The 14745-nt window shown below is 64.1% G+C and carries 17 protein-coding genes; 13 read left to right on the forward strand and 4 right to left on the reverse strand.

The genetic code is table 11. The annotated features are described in order from the left end of the window. The first annotated feature begins 122 nt into the window (after positions 1-122). The 7 genes from ACEWPL_RS05440 to ACEWPL_RS05470 all read left to right on the forward strand — a co-directional run bounded on the left by ACEWPL_RS05440 (position 123) and on the right by ACEWPL_RS05470 (position 5621). Entirely contained in the window at positions 123-755 is a 633-nt protein-coding gene (locus ACEWPL_RS05440) for a hypothetical protein (protein WP_393933915.1), read from the forward strand. 76 nt (positions 756-831) lie between these two features. Further along, complete coding sequence (locus ACEWPL_RS05445) at positions 832-1179, forward strand: RidA family protein (RefSeq protein WP_393933917.1); 348 nt, start codon at positions 832-834, stop codon at positions 1177-1179. A 113-nt stretch (positions 1180-1292) separates the two neighbouring features. Further along, positions 1293-2432 (forward strand): C4-dicarboxylate TRAP transporter substrate-binding protein, encoded by a 1140-nt coding sequence (locus ACEWPL_RS05450; protein ID WP_393933919.1) that lies wholly within the window; start codon positions 1293-1295, stop codon positions 2430-2432. Positions 2433-2437: 5 nt separating this feature from the next. After that, positions 2438-3115, forward strand: coding sequence for a TetR/AcrR family transcriptional regulator (locus tag ACEWPL_RS05455; RefSeq protein WP_393934188.1), 678 nt, complete (start codon positions 2438-2440; stop codon positions 3113-3115). After that, entirely contained in the window at positions 3112-3636 is a 525-nt protein-coding gene (locus ACEWPL_RS05460) for a TRAP transporter small permease (protein ID WP_393933922.1), read from the forward strand. Before ACEWPL_RS05455 ends, ACEWPL_RS05460 begins: the two co-directional genes overlap by 4 nt. Positions 3637-3649: 13 nt before the next feature. Continuing rightward, positions 3650-4960 (forward strand): TRAP transporter large permease, encoded by a 1311-nt coding sequence (locus tag ACEWPL_RS05465; protein WP_393933924.1) that lies wholly within the window; start codon positions 3650-3652, stop codon positions 4958-4960. A 16-nt stretch (positions 4961-4976) separates the two neighbouring features. Continuing rightward, on the forward strand, positions 4977-5621 hold the full coding sequence (locus ACEWPL_RS05470) for an isochorismatase family protein (RefSeq protein ID WP_393933926.1): 645 nt from the start codon (positions 4977-4979) through the stop codon (positions 5619-5621). Positions 5622-5664: 43 nt separating this feature from the next. Here ACEWPL_RS05470 and ACEWPL_RS05475 read toward each other — a convergent pair whose 3' ends face one another. From ACEWPL_RS05475 to ACEWPL_RS05490, 4 genes are all read right to left on the reverse strand, one after another. Beyond that, a complete protein-coding gene (locus tag ACEWPL_RS05475; protein ID WP_393933928.1) occupies positions 5665-6270 on the reverse strand; it encodes a cytochrome b/b6 domain-containing protein in 606 nt (201 codons plus the stop codon). A gap of 12 nt (positions 6271-6282) precedes the next feature. Next, positions 6283-7920 (reverse strand): tetrathionate reductase family octaheme c-type cytochrome, encoded by a 1638-nt coding sequence (locus tag ACEWPL_RS05480; protein ID WP_393933930.1) that lies wholly within the window; start codon positions 7918-7920, stop codon positions 6283-6285. Beyond that, positions 7921-8229 carry a hypothetical protein gene (locus ACEWPL_RS05485; RefSeq protein ID WP_393933932.1) on the reverse strand — a complete coding sequence of 103 codons (309 nt, stop codon included), beginning with the start codon at positions 8227-8229 and terminating at the stop codon, positions 7921-7923. A gap of 187 nt (positions 8230-8416) precedes the next feature. Next, entirely contained in the window at positions 8417-9652 is a 1236-nt protein-coding gene (locus tag ACEWPL_RS05490; RefSeq protein ID WP_393933934.1) for a metal-dependent hydrolase family protein, read from the reverse strand. 183 nt (positions 9653-9835) lie between these two features. Here ACEWPL_RS05490 and ybgC point away from each other — a divergent pair, with 183 nt between their 5' ends. The 6 genes from ybgC (at position 9836) to pal (ending at position 14719) form a co-directional block, all read left to right on the forward strand. Beyond that, positions 9836-10270, forward strand: coding sequence for a tol-pal system-associated acyl-CoA thioesterase (gene ybgC, locus ACEWPL_RS05495; RefSeq protein ID WP_393933936.1), 435 nt, complete (start codon positions 9836-9838; stop codon positions 10268-10270). Between the two features lie 116 nt (positions 10271-10386). Beyond that, positions 10387-11082, forward strand: a complete 696-nt coding sequence (gene tolQ / locus ACEWPL_RS05500; RefSeq protein WP_393933938.1) for a protein TolQ — start codon at positions 10387-10389, stop codon at positions 11080-11082. A 3-nt stretch (positions 11083-11085) separates the two neighbouring features. Beyond that, entirely contained in the window at positions 11086-11562 is a 477-nt protein-coding gene (gene tolR / locus ACEWPL_RS05505; RefSeq protein WP_393933940.1) for a protein TolR, read from the forward strand. 13 nt (positions 11563-11575) lie between these two features. Continuing rightward, complete coding sequence (locus ACEWPL_RS05510; RefSeq protein ID WP_393933942.1) at positions 11576-12763, forward strand: energy transducer TonB; 1188 nt, start codon at positions 11576-11578, stop codon at positions 12761-12763. Beyond that, positions 12760-14082: a Tol-Pal system beta propeller repeat protein TolB gene (tolB, locus tag ACEWPL_RS05515; protein WP_393933944.1), complete on the forward strand. Its 1323-nt coding sequence runs from the start codon at positions 12760-12762 to the stop codon at positions 14080-14082. Before ACEWPL_RS05510 ends, tolB begins: the two co-directional genes overlap by 4 nt. 112 nt (positions 14083-14194) lie before the next feature. Beyond that, entirely contained in the window at positions 14195-14719 is a 525-nt protein-coding gene (gene pal, locus ACEWPL_RS05520) for a peptidoglycan-associated lipoprotein Pal (RefSeq protein WP_393933946.1), read from the forward strand. Positions 14720-14745 lie beyond the last annotated feature (26 nt).

The raw sequence follows: 14745 nt of genomic DNA on the forward strand, positions 1-14745 counted from the left end.
ACAGTGAAAGGGTGCGGGGGCGTGCTTTTTCTTGGTAAAAATACCCAGCCCGCCACGTGTCAAGGGTTACGGGCCGTGGGCCGGCGGGCTAAAAGGGCGCCGGTCTGAGGCAGGAGGCGGCGATGACACCCGAAGAGATCGAAGCGCATTTCACCCGGTCGGATGGCAGCTATCTTTGCGCGCGCTGGAGCCGGCCCATCGCACCGGTGGTCTTTGGCGTTGACGATGCGACACTGTCGATCGTCAAAGGCGCGGTCGAAGCGGTGGCTCAACTGGCCGGGCATGACATGGTCGAAACTGATCCCGAGTTGGGCGCGAACCTGATGGTCTTCTTCTTTCGCGAGTGGGAGGAGCTGCTGGAGCTGCCGGATCTGGGCCGGATGATCCCTGACCTCGAGCCTTTGGTGGCGCGGCTGGTTGCAGCGGATGCGAACCAGTATCGCATTTTCCGCTTCGAGACGGATGGCGCGATCAAGGTGGCCTTCGTCTTTCTGCGCATGGACGCGCATCTGAGCGATGTGCCCGCCGAGACACTGGCGCTGAGCCAGGCGGTGCAGACGATCCTTCTGTGGTCGGACACCGCGTTTCAGGACCGCTCGCCGCTGGCGCTGCTGCCGGGGCAGGAGGCGGCGATGTTGCGGCCCGAGATCGGCCAGTTGATCCGCGCAATCTATGATCCCGTCCTTCCCAATGCGGCGCAGGATGCCGCCCATGCGCTGCGGCTCTCGGCGCGTCTTGCGGTGCAGACAGGCTGAGCCATTCCTGCGCAGTTGCCGCGCCATGGCCGCGCAGCTACCCTTTTCGGCAGTCCCTCGCATCTGGAGATCCGCCATGAAACCCACCCGAATCGCGCCGGGCGCGCGCATGAGCCAAGCGGTCGTGCATGGCGATCTGGTTTGGCTCTCAGGCCAGATCGGGGCGCCGCAGGACGATCTGGAGACGCAGACGCGGGACTGTCTCGCCAAGGTCGAGGCGCTGCTGGAGGCCGCCGGCTCGGCCAAATCTCATATCATCAAGATGGAAATCTGGCTGGCCGATCTGGCCGATTTCGACGCGATGAACCGGGTTTACGAGGCGTGGATCGACCGCGAGAACCCTCCCGCGCGCGCCACATGCGAGGCCCGCGTGCGCGCCGACGGCACCTTGATCGAAATGGTGGCGACCGCCGCTTTGACCTGAGCGCTACTTACAAACAGTCTTGACGGTTTGTTGAATCAAAGCGCAGTCTTGCGGCTGAGGGTGGCGCGCGGGCCTACTCCGCCGATGGCCCATCCTCCAACAGGGAGATTGAAATGCAGAACCTTCGCAAGATCATCAAGGGCGCCGGTGTTGCCGGTGCCATCGCGCTTGCCCCGCAGCTCGCCAGCGCCGAGACCAACTTCATCGCCAACTCGTTCTACGGCGCCGAGACGCCCTTTACCAAATGGGGCTATGTGGACTGGGCCGAGAACGTCAAGGAAATGTCGGGCGGCGATCTGGTGCCCGAAGTGTTTACCGGCTCCGTGCTTCTGGCGCCGCGCGCGAACCTTCAGGGGATCCGTGACAATGTGGTGCAAGTCGCGCATCACGCCGCCGTTTACACGCCGTCCGAGCTGCCCGTGGCCAACGCCGTGCAGGAGCTGGGTTTCAACTATTCCGATCCGCTGATCGCGATTTTTGCCGTCGCGGATTTCAGCATGCATAACGAGACTCAGCTGGCCGAGTGGAAGGATAAGGGCGTGGTCTATCTGGGCGCTTATGCCACGCCGCCCTATCTGCTGTTCTGCCGCGAGCCGATCCGCAACCTCGCAGAGCTGAAGGGCAAGCGCATCCGCACCGCCGGATCCACCGTGTCACTCTGGGTCGAGGCCGCGGGGGGCATCCCCGTCAACGTGCCGTCCTCCGAGATGTATACCGGCCTCGAGCGCGGCACGCTCGATTGCGCGTCGAACGCGGGCAATGATCTGATCGACCGCTCGCTTTGGGAGGTAGCCGAGCATACGACGCTGCTGCCCACCGGCATGTATTGGTCCGGACCGCAATGGGGCGTCAATCCCGGCTTCTGGGCATCGCTCACGCCCGAGCAGCGCAAGGTGATGATGGACGCCTCCGCCATCGGCATGGCGCGGATGAACGTCAACTATATTCAGCGGGCCGAGGATGCGCTGACCGAGGCGCAGGAGAAGGGTCATACCGTCTATGAGCCCGAGGAGGATCTGATGCAGTCGATCCTAGACTACCGCGAAAAGGCGCTGGCCGATGTCTACAAGACCGCCGAAGAGAAGTATGGTCTGACTAACGGCCAGGAGGTTATCGACGACTTCCGTGCGACATGGGACAAGTGGGAAAAACTGCTGGAGGGCGTCGACCGCACCGATCCCGACGCGCTGGCCGAGATCGCCAAGAAAGAGATCTACGCCGATCTCGATCCGGCGACCTACGGCGTCCAGTGAGCGAAATGGACGGCGCCGCCCCGCGCGGCGCCGGACACCCCTCTGAAGAGACGGCACCCGCCGCGCCGCGTCGCCGGACGCAGGCCGAACGCTCGCATGCCACGCAGCAGAAGATCCTGACCGTCACGACCGAGCTGATCCTGGCCAAGGGCTTGCGCGATACATCGACCGTCGATGTGGCCGAGGCTGCAGGCGTGTCGCGCGGGGCGCTTTTGCATCACTATGCCAGCCGGCAGGTCCTGATGCAGGAGGCGCTGCGCCACCTCTTGAACCGCGAGATTGACGAAATCACCGATATCGCCAGCGCGATCCGTGCAGGCGCCATGGACATCGACGGCTTCCTTGCCGAGATGTGGCGGCGGTTTTCCGGCCCGCTCTTCATGGTCACGATCGAGTTCCTGACCGCGGCGCGCACCGATCCTGCCATGCGCGAGGCGCTGGTGCCCGTGGCGCTGGACTACAACCGGCAACTCGATGAGATTTGGGAAAACCTCTTTCCCGACATGCCGGGCATGGGAGGCACGCGGCGGATCGCGCTGAATGCGACGCTTTGCCTGCTGCGCGGGATGGCAACCCAATCGATCTGGCGCGACGATCCGCAGCTGTTTCTGGACATGCTGGCGTTCTGGAAAACCTCGCTGGGCAACATGCTGCCCGGACCTGATGAGGAGACGGCCCAATGACCGCAGAAACCGATGCCCCGGAGGAGACCGGTCTGATCTACAGCGCGATCCGCTACGTCAACCTCGCGCTGCTGGCGCTGGGCTGCCTCTTCCTGCTGCTCATGATGGCGCATATCACGGTGGATGTCTTCGTGCGCTATGTCTTCAACGGCTCGATGGTCGGCACGCTCGAGACGGTGTCGTTTTACTATGTGGTCCTCGCCGTGTTTCTCCCGCTGGGCTATGTGGAGCTGAAATCCGAGCATATCCGCGTGGATCTGTTCGCGCAGATGATGCCGAACTGGGCGCAACTGGCGCTCTACATCCTTGCCTGCGTGGCGGGCCTCGTCTTCTTCGGCATGCTGGCCTGGCAAAGCGGGATTGACGCCATCCGCTCGACGCAGCGCGCCGAGACGATCATGTCGAACTTCCTTTTCTATATCTGGCCCAGCCGATGGGCGCTGCCTGTCGGTTTTGTCGGCATGTGCCTTGCCATCCTGTCGAACCTTTTGCGCGCGATCCAGCGCCGCCAGGCCCTTTGAAGGACGCCCCTTTATGAGCAATCTCGATATCGGCATCATCGGCACGCTGACCGCGCTGGCCATGATCGCCTTGCGCGTGCCCATCGGCCTGACTCTGGGCCTTGTGTCGATCTTCGGCATCGGTGCGATGCTGTCGATGAACGTGGCCTGGGGGATGATCAGCGCCACGCCCTTCGATTTCGTCGGCCAGTGGGAGCTGACGGCCGCGCCGATGTTCCTGCTGATGGGTTATATCTGCACCACCACCGACATGACCAAGAGCCTTTTTGTCTCGCTCAAGATCGTGCTGGCGCGGCTGCCCGGCGGGCTTGCCGTGGCAAGCGTTGCAGCCTGCGCCTTCTTCGCTGCCGCCTCCGGCTCCAGCGTGGCGACGGCGGCGGCGATGTCGCGCATCGCGGTGCCCGAGATGCTGAAGGCCAAGTATGAAAAGGGGCTGGCGACGGGCACGATCGCGGCATCCGGTACGCTCGGATCGCTCATTCCGCCCTCGGTCCTTTTGATCCTTTACGGGGTCTATGCGCAGGTCTCCGTCGGCCAGCTTTTCCTTGCGGGGTTCATTCCAGGCGTCGTTTCGGCGCTGATCTACATGGCCATGATCGTCACGCGGGTAAAGCTGAAGCCGTCGCTGGCAGGCACCGTGATCGAGGATATCAGCCGCGAGGAAAAGATCGCGGCGGTCAAGGATATCTGGCCCCTGCCGCTGCTGATCTTCTCGGTGCTGGGCGGCATCTTCGCGGGGGTCTTTTCCCCGACCGAGGCAGGGGCCATCGGCGCTGCCGTCGCAACACTGATCGCGGTCATCCGCGGCTCGTTCAGCTGGGCCGCCTTGCGCGATGCGCTGGTTCAGACGGCCATCAGTACGACGGGCATCTTTATTATCCTGATCGGCTCGGTGTTCTTCACCCGCTTCCTGGCGCTGTCGGGACTGCCCCAAGCCTTCGCCGACGTGATCCTCAGCGTTAGCGACAATGTCTGGTGGATCCTCTTCGCCGTGGCGCTGCTCTATATCGTGCTGGGGATGCTGATCGATTCCATCGGCCTCCTGCTCCTGACGCTGCCGCTGGTCCTGCCTCTGGTGCAGGGCGCGGGGCTCGATCTGGTGTGGTTCGGCATCATAGTGATCAAGCTGCTGGAGGTCGGCCTCGTCACGCCGCCCATCGGCCTCAACGTCTATGTCATCAAGGGCGCGCTGGGGAACCTCGTGACCTTGCCGCAGGTGTTCAGGGGCGTTGCGTGGTTCATCGCGATGGATATCGTGACGCTGTTCCTGATCATCATGATCCCCGCCATGTCGCTATGGCTGCCGTCGCTGGCCTTCAACTGAGCAAAGGAGACACACCATGACCGATTTCACCAATGCCGATTACGAGACGCGCAGCTATGGCACGATTTCCGTCGGGCGCGGGCGCCGCCCCGGCATCGTCGTGATCGACTATCAAAAGGCCTTTACCGAGGAGCAATATGCCCTCGGCGGTGCCCCCATGGTGATGCGGGGTCTCGAGAATACCGCGCGTCTGCTGAAGGTCGCACGGGCGCATAATATCCCCGTCGCCAATTGCTACACCGCCTACAAGGACGAGGATGACATGCCTCACTGGAAGATCGACGTGGTGCGCCGCGAGTTCATCCACGGCCATCCCAGCACCGAGCTTGACCCGCGCATCTTTGAGCCGGATTATGACGTGAAGATCTGCAAGACCGGCCCCTCGATCTTCTTTCAGACGCCGGTCGTGCCGTTCTTTACCAAGCACAGCGTCGATACGGTCATCGTCACCGGCTGCATCACAAGCGGCTGCATCCGGGCGTCGTCCATCGACAGCTTTCAATGGGGCTACCGCACCATCGTTCCCGAGGATTGCGTGGGCGACCATGACGAGCAGCCGCACAAGGACAACCTGCGTGACCTGGGCCGGCGCTATGCCGATATTTCGACCTGCGATGAGATGATCGGATATATTGAAGAGGTGGGCAGGCTGAATTCGTAGGGCGTCGCCAAGTCCGGCTGGCACAGGTTGAGATGGCCGCCGCTCAGGCCGGTTTGTCCTCGTCGACCACGACCCATTCATTCCCGGTGATCATCGCCCTTAGGTAGGCCCCCACCGTCTCGCCCGTGGTCGCCATATAGACATGGATCACCACGAAAATGGCCATCGCGTAGGCCGCGACCACATGCGCCCAGGCGATGGTCGACAGGTCCAGCCCGGTGGCGCTGATCGTCAGGTAGAGGATGCCCGTCAGCCAGATCGCCGGATTGATGACCAGCTTGAGGAACAGATAGCTGAGCCGTTGCAGCGGGTTGTGCTTGCGGTGGATCGTCGGCTTGGCCGGGTGCGCCTCGCCCCAAAAGATGCCCCAACCGTAATAACGGATGACCGCTAGAAGATTGCGGAAGGTGGGGATGTAGTGCTGCCACTGGCCGGTGGTGAAATGCCAGAAGATGGCGAAGACCCAAAGCACGATGATCAGCCCGGCCATGATCAGATGCAGCCCGAAGGCCGCCTGCCAGTCGATGCCGCCGATCAGGCCATGCAGCCTTGCGCCTGTCACCAGCAGCCCCAGAACCAGTGCCGCCTGCGACCAGTGCCAGAAGCGTTCGAACCGGGTGAAAATCTTGACGTAGCGCTTTTCGGCCATTGGGTGCCCTCCCTACTTGCGCCGCATCGCTGCAATGATGCGGATCGCGGCGTGCCCCAGAACTCCGGCCAGCGCCAGCGCCAGAAGGATCAGACCGATCCGGTCGGTCACGCCGAACATGTCACGGCCAGGAATATAAAGACCGGCCAGATTGGCCAGCCGCCCGTCCTTGGCATGGCAGCTTTGACAGTCCAGCGCCTCGGAGGCGGGGGGCACCATATGCGTTGTGGGCCACCACATCTCGGTATCGGTGAAGGCGAATTTGCCGGAATAGGGCACATCGGTTGCCGCCATGCCCGCCGCCAAGGCCTTCTCCCAGTCGAAATTTGTCCAAAGCGCGGAGTCGCCCTCGGGGCCATAGACGTTGTTCAGCAGGAGATACTCGTTGATCTCGTCATAGGCCTGCCGGCCCAGCATCCGCTTGAACGGGTAAATGACCGAGGCGCGATCGTCGGCGCCGCCGTGGATCTTGTTGATGCCGACAACGCCCTCCGGGTCGATCTTTTCGCCCAGCAGCGTGTATTCGATCACGCCGTTCCAGAACTCATAGGTCGGGATTACATCCGTGCCCCACTCGAAATCGCCCTTGGTGGACAAATACGAATGGCGCCCGCTCTTCCCGTCCTCCAGTGAGAACGGCTTGCCGTCCTTGAGCTGACCGGCGGTGGACCAGTCCCACCACGTTTTCGTGGCAACGCCGCCCTTGGCGAATGTGGGGATATGGCAGGTCTGGCAGGCCACCCTGTCGGTATGATCGTTCAGTTTCAGCCCCTTGATCGAGGCGGTGGGATGCGGCGCATCGCTGTGGCAACCCTGACAGCTCAGCACATCGGGCCGCCTAAAGCCCGGCATCTGGACGGTCCCATCCTTGACCGTGCCCAGATAGCGCGAGCCGGGCCACTTATGCCCCTGCGACATGTGGCAGTCGGTGCAGACCATGTTGGCGCCCTCGGGCGACATGTGCACATCCACATGCGGGTCGGGTGAGATCAGCGCCGAGGACAGATCGCCGTGCTTCACGTTATCGCCGCCGCCCCCGTAGAAATGGCAGTTGCCGCAACTTTCCCGGCCCGGGGGGCCGACATGCTGGGCGACCTTCGCCAGATCGGGCGGCGCGTGCCGGAAGGATCCATCACCCAGGTCGGTGATCAGCCCGCTGGCATAGGGCACGTGCTTCTTGCCGATCGTCGTCGGCTCATAGATGGGGTGACCGGCCCGATCCTCCCACTTGACGTATTCGCCGGTGGTATCGTGGCAGACAAGGCAATCCACCTTGTCCTGCGCCGCGAAATCGAAGGTTTCGGTACCGTCCCACCCATAGCCCGCATGGCAGGAGGTGCAGCGCGGCTCGTTCGAGGCGACATTGCCGCAAAAGGAGTTGATAACATTGCGCTTGCCCAGAAGCTGGCCGGTTTTCGGATGCTCGAATTGCCAGGTCCAATGGATGGAGTCCTGAAACTGCGTGGCAGCCTCGGTATGGCACGAAAGGCAGGCCCGCGTGACGTCGGGGCCAGAGGCAAAGGGGCCTTTCAGCTCTTCGAACTTGGAATGATCCGCGGTGGTATCGCTTTGCTGCACCTGCGCGAGCGCAGGCAGGGCAAAAGTCGCGAGACCTGTGATCAGGCCGAGCATCCGAAGAAGGCCGCGCATCTAGAGCTTGCCCAACGGTTTGATCGCGCGTCGATCAAGGCCGCCCTGCTTGGTCGGGGGCGTGTGGCCAAGGTCCAGATCCCCGCCGAGTGACCTGAGCGCGACGAGGATATCATGCACCAGCGCCCCTTTCGGGCCCGCCATGCCTTCCTCGTCGGCAACACCGATTTCTGCGGCGTCGTATTCCCATCGGCGCAGGATCTCGATCTTTTCGGCGGTCGAGAAGGTATCATCCGCCAGCACATCGGCAGGCGCATCATAGATATCCGCGGGGTCGAGCAGGGCCTGCTCGAATCTGGTGCGATCCATCGAATCCACTACCTTCACGCTGTTGCCGGTCTACACACCGGGCACGGACGATGGATCGCCCGAACCCAAAAGCATAGTACCGAAGCCGCGCAGCAGCGAATTGACGAAAGTCATTGGATGGCGGTGCGCCGAACGCGAGGTGGTCCGCCTTGAAACTTCTGCCGATACACCTCGCGCGCGGGTCGTCTTAGAGTCCCGCCGCCTTCTTCTTCGCCACCCCGCCCTGCAGGATCAGCGGCATGTGCGCGCCCTGCTCGGTCAGAAGGTTCAGATCGTCCAGCGGATTGCCGTCCACCACGATCAGGTCGGCATGGGCACCCGGCGCGATCACGCCCAATTCGCCCTCCATGCGCAGTACCTTGGCCGCGTCGCTGGTGGCCGAGCGGATGACCGCGTCGGCGGGGATGTGTTGCCCGCGCAGGGGGAATTCGCCCGACTGGTGGGGCTGCATCCCGCCCAGAAGGTCCGAGCCGTAGCCGACGGTGACGCCCGCCTTGTGCATTTTGGCCAGCCGCTCCAGCCCCGCCTCGCGGACATCCGCGATCTTGGCGACCGACTCGGGCGGCAGGCCGTATTCCGCGCCGGTCTTGGCGAGGCGGTCATAGGTGATGTTGGTCGGCACGACGCATTGACCCTCGCGCGCGATGCGCTGGATGGTCTCGTCAGCCATCAGGTTGCCATGCTCGACGCATTCGATGCCGCAATCCAGCGCGCGGTTGATGGCGCGGTCATCATAGAGATGCCCCGAAACATAGGTGCCAAAGCCCTTGGCGATCTCGACCGCCGCCTTCAGTTCCTCTACCGAGAAAACCAGGTAGCCCACCGGATCGGAAGGCGAGGACACACCGCCATCCGCCATGATCTTGATGAATTGCGCGCTGCCCTTCAGCTCTTCGCGCACGGCGCGCTGCATGGCGCTGACCCCGTCCAGAACGCGGCCCATCGAGCCCAGCTTGCCCTCGTAATAGCTGACGTCGCGGCTGTGATTGGGGCCGCGATAATCGGTATGACCGCCCGTCTGCGACAGCGCCTTGCCGCAGATCACGAGGCGCGGCGCATCCATCAGCCCGTCCTCCTGCGCCTGTTGCAGGCCCCGGTCGGCACCGCCCAGATCGCGCACGGTGGTAAAGCCGCGCATCAGCATCGCCTTCATCATCTGCGCAGACTTTAGCGCGATCCAGGAATTCGGCAACTCGGCATTGAGGCCCAGATTGGCCGTGGTGGCGATGACATGGACGTGGCAGTCGATGAGGCCCGGCATCACGATCTGGCCCTTGAGGTCCAGCACTTCATCCGCGTCGAACCTGGCATTCGCGCCCACCTCGACAAAGCGTCCATCCTCGATGGCGATGTCCACCGGATCCGCCGGGCGGTCGGCGGTGCCGTCCACGATACGCGCATTCTTGATCAGCAGTGACGTCATGGTGAGTTCCTCTTGCGGAGTTTGCCCGCCGGTGCGGGGCAGGGCGATGATATTTGCAGACAGGCCTGTCGGTAAGTTGGATAACAGCACAGCTCCGGGCGTTGGTAAAGGCCGCCCGCGGTGGACAGGGCGCGCAAACATGTTTTAAGCCGGGCAAGAGGCAGCGAGGAAAGGTCCACCGCCATGGCTCAGGCCACGACAAATCCCGGTGCGGTGACGCGCCCCGATCAGGCGCATCGCTTTGATATCCGCGTCTATTACGAGGACACGGATATGGGCGGCATCGTCTATCACGCCAATTTCCTAAAGTTCATCGAGCGCGCGCGCAGCGACTGGGTGGCCGGGATGGGCATCGATCAGCGCAGCATGAAGGAAAAGGACGGGCTGGCCTTCGCCGTGCGGCGAATCGAGTGTGACTACCTCATGGCCGCGCGCTTTGACGACCGGCTGGAAGTGCAGACCGAGGTGCAATCTGTCAGCGGCGCGCGCCTGACCCTGCGCCAGCAGGTGATGCGCGCGGGCGAGCCGATCTTTGCCGCCACCGTGACCATCGTCTGTCTGACGGATACCGGTCATCCCGCGCGCCTTCCGGCGAATATCCGCCTGATATTGCACTGACGGCCTGAATTTGCGCAGCTGACGGCGATGTCATTGGCTTTTGCGCCGATCATCGGCTAGTTTCGCCGCAAATATCGCCGGCCCAGAGGGGCAGGCGCAAAAAAAGAGCAGGCAGAATGGAAGCAGAAACACTCGCAGTCGCGCATCAGATCGACTTTTCGATCTGGGGCATGTTCGCGCAAGCCACCTTCATCGTGAAGCTGGTGATGCTGATGCTGATCTTCGCGTCCTTCTGGGCGTGGGCGATCATCATCCAGAAACTTATTCTTTATCGCAAGGCCCGTGCCGAGGCCGAGGCGTTCGACCGGCAATTCTGGTCGGGCGAGCCGCTGGACGAGCTGTTCGAGCAGATCGGGACCGAACCTGAGGGTCAGTCACAGCGCATCTTTGCGTCCGGCATGATGGAATGGCGGCGCAGTCATCGCACTGATGGCGGAATGATCGCAGGCGCCACCGCGCGCATCGACCGCAGCATGGACGTGGCCATCGCCAAGGAATCCGAGGCGCTGCAATCGGGGCTGCCGGTGCTGGCCACCGTCGGCTCGACCGCGCCCTTCGTCGGCCTTTTCGGCACCGTCTGGGGCATCATGCAGGCCTTTGTCGGCATTGCCGCGTCGCAAAATACCAGCCTTGCCGTCGTGGCGCCCGGTATCGCCGAGGCGCTTCTGGCCACCGCTCTGGGCCTGCTGGCGGCCATCCCGGCGGTGATTTTCTACAACAAGCTGAGCGCGGATAGCGACCGTATCGTCGCGGGCTACGAGGCCTTCGCCGATGAGTTCGCCACCATCCTCAGCCGCCAGTTGGACAGCTAGGCCATGGGCGCAGCGATCCAGAGTTCAGGCGGCGGCGGGGGCAAGCGCCGCAGGCGCGGGCGCAGCCGCGCGCGCCCCATGTCCGAGATCAACGTCACGCCATTCGTGGACGTGATGCTGGTGCTGCTTATCATCTTTATGGTCGCGGCCCCGCTGATGACCGTGGGCGTGCCGGTGGAGTTGCCGAAAACCGCGGCCAATTCTCTACCGGGCGAGCAGGAAGAGCCGTTGACCATCACCATCACTGCCGAAGGTGCGATCTCGATCCAGACGACCGAGGTGAACCGCGACGAGTTGATCGGGCGTTTGCGCGCCATCGCCTCCGAGCGCGACAGCAACCGCATTTTCCTGCGCGCGGATGGGGCGGTGCCCTATGCCGACGTGGTGCAGGTCATGGGTGCGCTCAATCGTGCCGGGTTCGAGAATATCGGTCTGGTGACGGATATCGGCGGTCCGGCGCTGGACGCGCCGGAAAACTGAGGCGGCGGCCCGCGTGAATACAGGTCAGATCATATCGGGGGCAGGTCATATCGGCCTGATCGGCTGGATCCTGTTCGGCGGCATGCTGCCGGACCGGGAGTTTGAGTTCGACGCCGTGCAGGTAACTGCCGTCAGTTCCGAGGAATATGCCGATATCGTCGCGCGCAGCAACTCGCCCGAGCAGACGACCGAGATCGCGCCGCCCGCCGCGCCTGACGTGCCGCAGGACGCGCCCGACATGACCAGTGAGGCGGATACGCCCCCGGCGGCGCCCGCACCCGAACCTGCGCCCGAGATCGCCCCCGATCCCGCGCCCGAGCCGCCCGCCGAGACCCCGCAGGCCGAGGTGGCGGATGAGGCGCCTGCCATCGAGCCGCCTGCCGAGGACATGGCCGCTCTCGTGCCTGACACAGCGCCGCGCCCGCAGCAGCGCCCGGCCGAGCGTGTCGCGCCCCAGCAGGTCGAGCCGCCCGCCCCCGATACCGCCATCGACGACGTGGTGCGCGAAGAGGCCGTGCCCGACGAGGCCGCCGAGATGCCGCGCGAGGAGTCCGAGGCGACCGCCCCCGAGGCGGCGGCAACCGAGATTGTGACCGAGGCCGAGGAAGAAACGGTCGAGGCCGCGCCGCTCAATTCGGTGCGCCCGCGCACCCGCCCGCAGGATCTGCGCCCCGCACCCGAACCTGAGCCCGAGCCGGAAACGCAGACTGCCGCGGCCGATCCCGAACCCGCGCCCGAGCCTGCGGCAGAACCCGCCCCCGAACCTGCCGCCGAGCCGGAGCCTGCGCCCGCTACAGACAGCTCCAGCGTCGAGGATGCGCTGGCCGCAGCCCTTGGCGGCGCGGCCGAGGCACCCGCGCCGTCGATCAACGCCGGGCCGCCCCTGACGGCGGGCGAAAAGGACGGGCTGCGCGTCGCGGTCCAGAATTGCTGGAACACCGGCTCGCTCAGCAGCGATGCGCTGAACACTACCGTGACCGTCGGATTCGAGATGTCCGAGGACGCAAGGCCAATCGAATCGACGCTGCGGATGCTGGACAGTTCCGGCGGCACCGCAGGCTCGGCCCAGCAGGCCTATGAGGCGGCCCGCCGCGCAATCCTGCGCTGCGGCGCACGCGGCTTTGGCCTTCCGGCGGAAAAATATGCAAGCTGGCGGAACGTGGAACTGGTATTCAACCCGGAAAACATGAGGATCAAATGATGGCACGAGTCACGGCCCTTCTGGCGCTTCTTCTGACGACGCTCACCGCCCTGCCTGCCGCCGCGCAGCAGGGGCCGCTGAGGCTGGAAATCACCGAAGGCGTGATCGAGCCCTTGCCCTTTGCCGTGCCCGGCTTCGTCTCCACCGGCGGCGGCGCGCAGGTGGCGCAGGACATATCGAACCTCGTCTCCGCCGATCTCAGCGGCACCGGCCTTTTTCGCGAGATCCCGGCCAGCGCGCATATCAGCACGATCACCAGCTTTTCCAGCCCGGTCCAGTTCGCCGACTGGAAGGCGATCAATGCGCAGGCCCTCGTCACCGGCTCGGTCGATGTGGATGCCTCGGGGCGGCTGACCGTGCAGTTCCGGGTCTGGGACGTCTTCGCCGGGCAGGAATTGGGCAGCGGGCAGCAATTCGTCGGCACCGAAAGCGGCTGGCGCCGCATCGCGCACAAGATCGCCGATCAGGTCTATAGCCGCATCACCGGCGAGGGCGGGTATTTCGACAGCCGCGTCGTCTTCGTGTCGGAAACCGGCCCCAAGGACCAGCGCGCCAAGCGCCTTGCTATCATGGATTACGACGGCGCCAATGTGACCTACCTCACCGACAGCTCGTCGCTGGTGCTGGCGCCGCGCTTTTCGCCCAATGGCGACCGCATCCTCTATACCAGCTATGAGAGCGGATTCCCCAAGATCTACGTGCTGGACGTCGCCAGCGTGAACCGCCGCCAACTGCCCACGCAGGACGCCACGATGAGCTTTGCTCCCCGCTTTGCCCCTGACGGTCAGACGGTGGTCTATTCGCTGGAAGCGGGCGGCAATACCGACCTCTACACAATGAACATCAATTCGGGCGCCAGCACGCGGCTGACCAGCGCGCCCTCGATCGAGACCGCGCCCAGCTTCAGCCCCGATGGCCGCCAGATCGTGTTCGAAAGCGATCGCTCGGGCCGCAATCATCTCTACGTGATGCCTGCAAGCGGCGGCGAGGCGCGGCGCATCTCGAGCGGGGACGGCAACTACGGCACGCCCGTCTGGTCACCGCGCGGTGACCTCATCGCCTTTACCAAGCAGGCGGCGGGACGGTTCCACATCGGCGTCATGCGCACCGATGGCAGCGAAGAGCGCCTTTTGACCGCCTCTTTCCTCGATGAGGGCCCGACATGGGCGCCGAATGGCCGCGTCATCATGTTCACCCGCGAGACGCAGGGCGAATCCGGCCAGGCGTCGCTTTATTCGGTCGATATCACCGGGCGCAACCTGCGCCGCGTGCCGACCGCCTCGGGGGCCAGCGATCCGTCATGGTCGCCGCTGCAATAAGCGGCCGCCCAAAACCTGCGCGCGGCGATTCCATTGCGCCGCGCGCTGTGCTACAAACCTTGGAAACACCGTGCATTGTCCGCGCATCCACACCATTCATGAGGCTCCCCACATGACCTTTCTCAAGACGATGATCCTTCTTGGCGCTGGCCTCTCACTGGCCGCCTGCACCGATCCGGGCCGCTTTGGCGATGACGCCGCGGGCGGCCTCAGCGGCGGCATGGGCGCGAATGGCGGCATGATCGCAGGCTCGGCCAGCGATCCTGCATCGCCCGCGTATTTCCAGCAGACGGTCGGTGACCGCGTCCTCTTCGTAATCGACACCTACAACCTGACCCCGGAGGCGCAGCGCACCCTTGACGGGCAGGCGCAATGGCTGCTGACCAACCGCGACTACAACGCCGTGATCGAAGGCCACGCGGACGAGCAGGGCACGCGCGAATACAACCTCGCGCTGGGCGCGCGCCGCGCCAACTCGGTGCAGGAATATCTGCTGAGCCAGGGCGTGCCCGCAAGCCGTCTGAAAACCGTCAGCTACGGCAAGGAGCGCCCGATCGAGATCTGCAGCAACGAGGCCTGCTACGCGCAGAACCGCCGCGCCGTCACGGTCATCTCGGTCGGCGGCGCAAGCAGCTAAGCCCCTCAATCGCCCCTCTATCGGAG

This window comes from Roseovarius roseus, from assembly GCF_043355935.2.
Classification (GTDB): Bacteria; Pseudomonadota; Alphaproteobacteria; order Rhodobacterales; family Rhodobacteraceae; genus Roseovarius; species Roseovarius roseus.

Coding starts and splice junctions, on each gene's coding strand:
- ACEWPL_RS05440 (WP_393933915.1), top strand. CDS start 123: ATGACACCCGAAGAGATCGAAGCGCATTTCACCCGGTCGGATGGCAGC.
- ACEWPL_RS05445 (WP_393933917.1), top strand. CDS start 832: ATGAAACCCACCCGAATCGCGCCGGGCGCGCGCATGAGCCAAGCGGTC.
- ACEWPL_RS05450 (WP_393933919.1), top strand. CDS start 1,293: ATGCAGAACCTTCGCAAGATCATCAAGGGCGCCGGTGTTGCCGGTGCC.
- ACEWPL_RS05455 (WP_393934188.1), top strand. CDS start 2,438: ATGGACGGCGCCGCCCCGCGCGGCGCCGGACACCCCTCTGAAGAGACG.
- ACEWPL_RS05460 (WP_393933922.1), top strand. CDS start 3,112: ATGACCGCAGAAACCGATGCCCCGGAGGAGACCGGTCTGATCTACAGC.
- ACEWPL_RS05465 (WP_393933924.1), top strand. CDS start 3,650: ATGAGCAATCTCGATATCGGCATCATCGGCACGCTGACCGCGCTGGCC.
- ACEWPL_RS05470 (WP_393933926.1), top strand. CDS start 4,977: ATGACCGATTTCACCAATGCCGATTACGAGACGCGCAGCTATGGCACG.
- ACEWPL_RS05475 (WP_393933928.1), bottom strand. CDS start 6,270: ATGGCCGAAAAGCGCTACGTCAAGATTTTCACCCGGTTCGAACGCTTC.
- ACEWPL_RS05480 (WP_393933930.1), bottom strand. CDS start 7,920: ATGCGCGGCCTTCTTCGGATGCTCGGCCTGATCACAGGTCTCGCGACT.
- ACEWPL_RS05485 (WP_393933932.1), bottom strand. CDS start 8,229: ATGGATCGCACCAGATTCGAGCAGGCCCTGCTCGACCCCGCGGATATC.
- ACEWPL_RS05490 (WP_393933934.1), bottom strand. CDS start 9,652: ATGACGTCACTGCTGATCAAGAATGCGCGTATCGTGGACGGCACCGCC.
- ybgC (WP_393933936.1), top strand. CDS start 9,836: ATGGCTCAGGCCACGACAAATCCCGGTGCGGTGACGCGCCCCGATCAG.
- tolQ (WP_393933938.1), top strand. CDS start 10,387: ATGGAAGCAGAAACACTCGCAGTCGCGCATCAGATCGACTTTTCGATC.
- tolR (WP_393933940.1), top strand. CDS start 11,086: ATGGGCGCAGCGATCCAGAGTTCAGGCGGCGGCGGGGGCAAGCGCCGC.
- tolB (WP_393933944.1), top strand. CDS start 12,760: ATGATGGCACGAGTCACGGCCCTTCTGGCGCTTCTTCTGACGACGCTC.
- pal (WP_393933946.1), top strand. CDS start 14,195: ATGACCTTTCTCAAGACGATGATCCTTCTTGGCGCTGGCCTCTCACTG.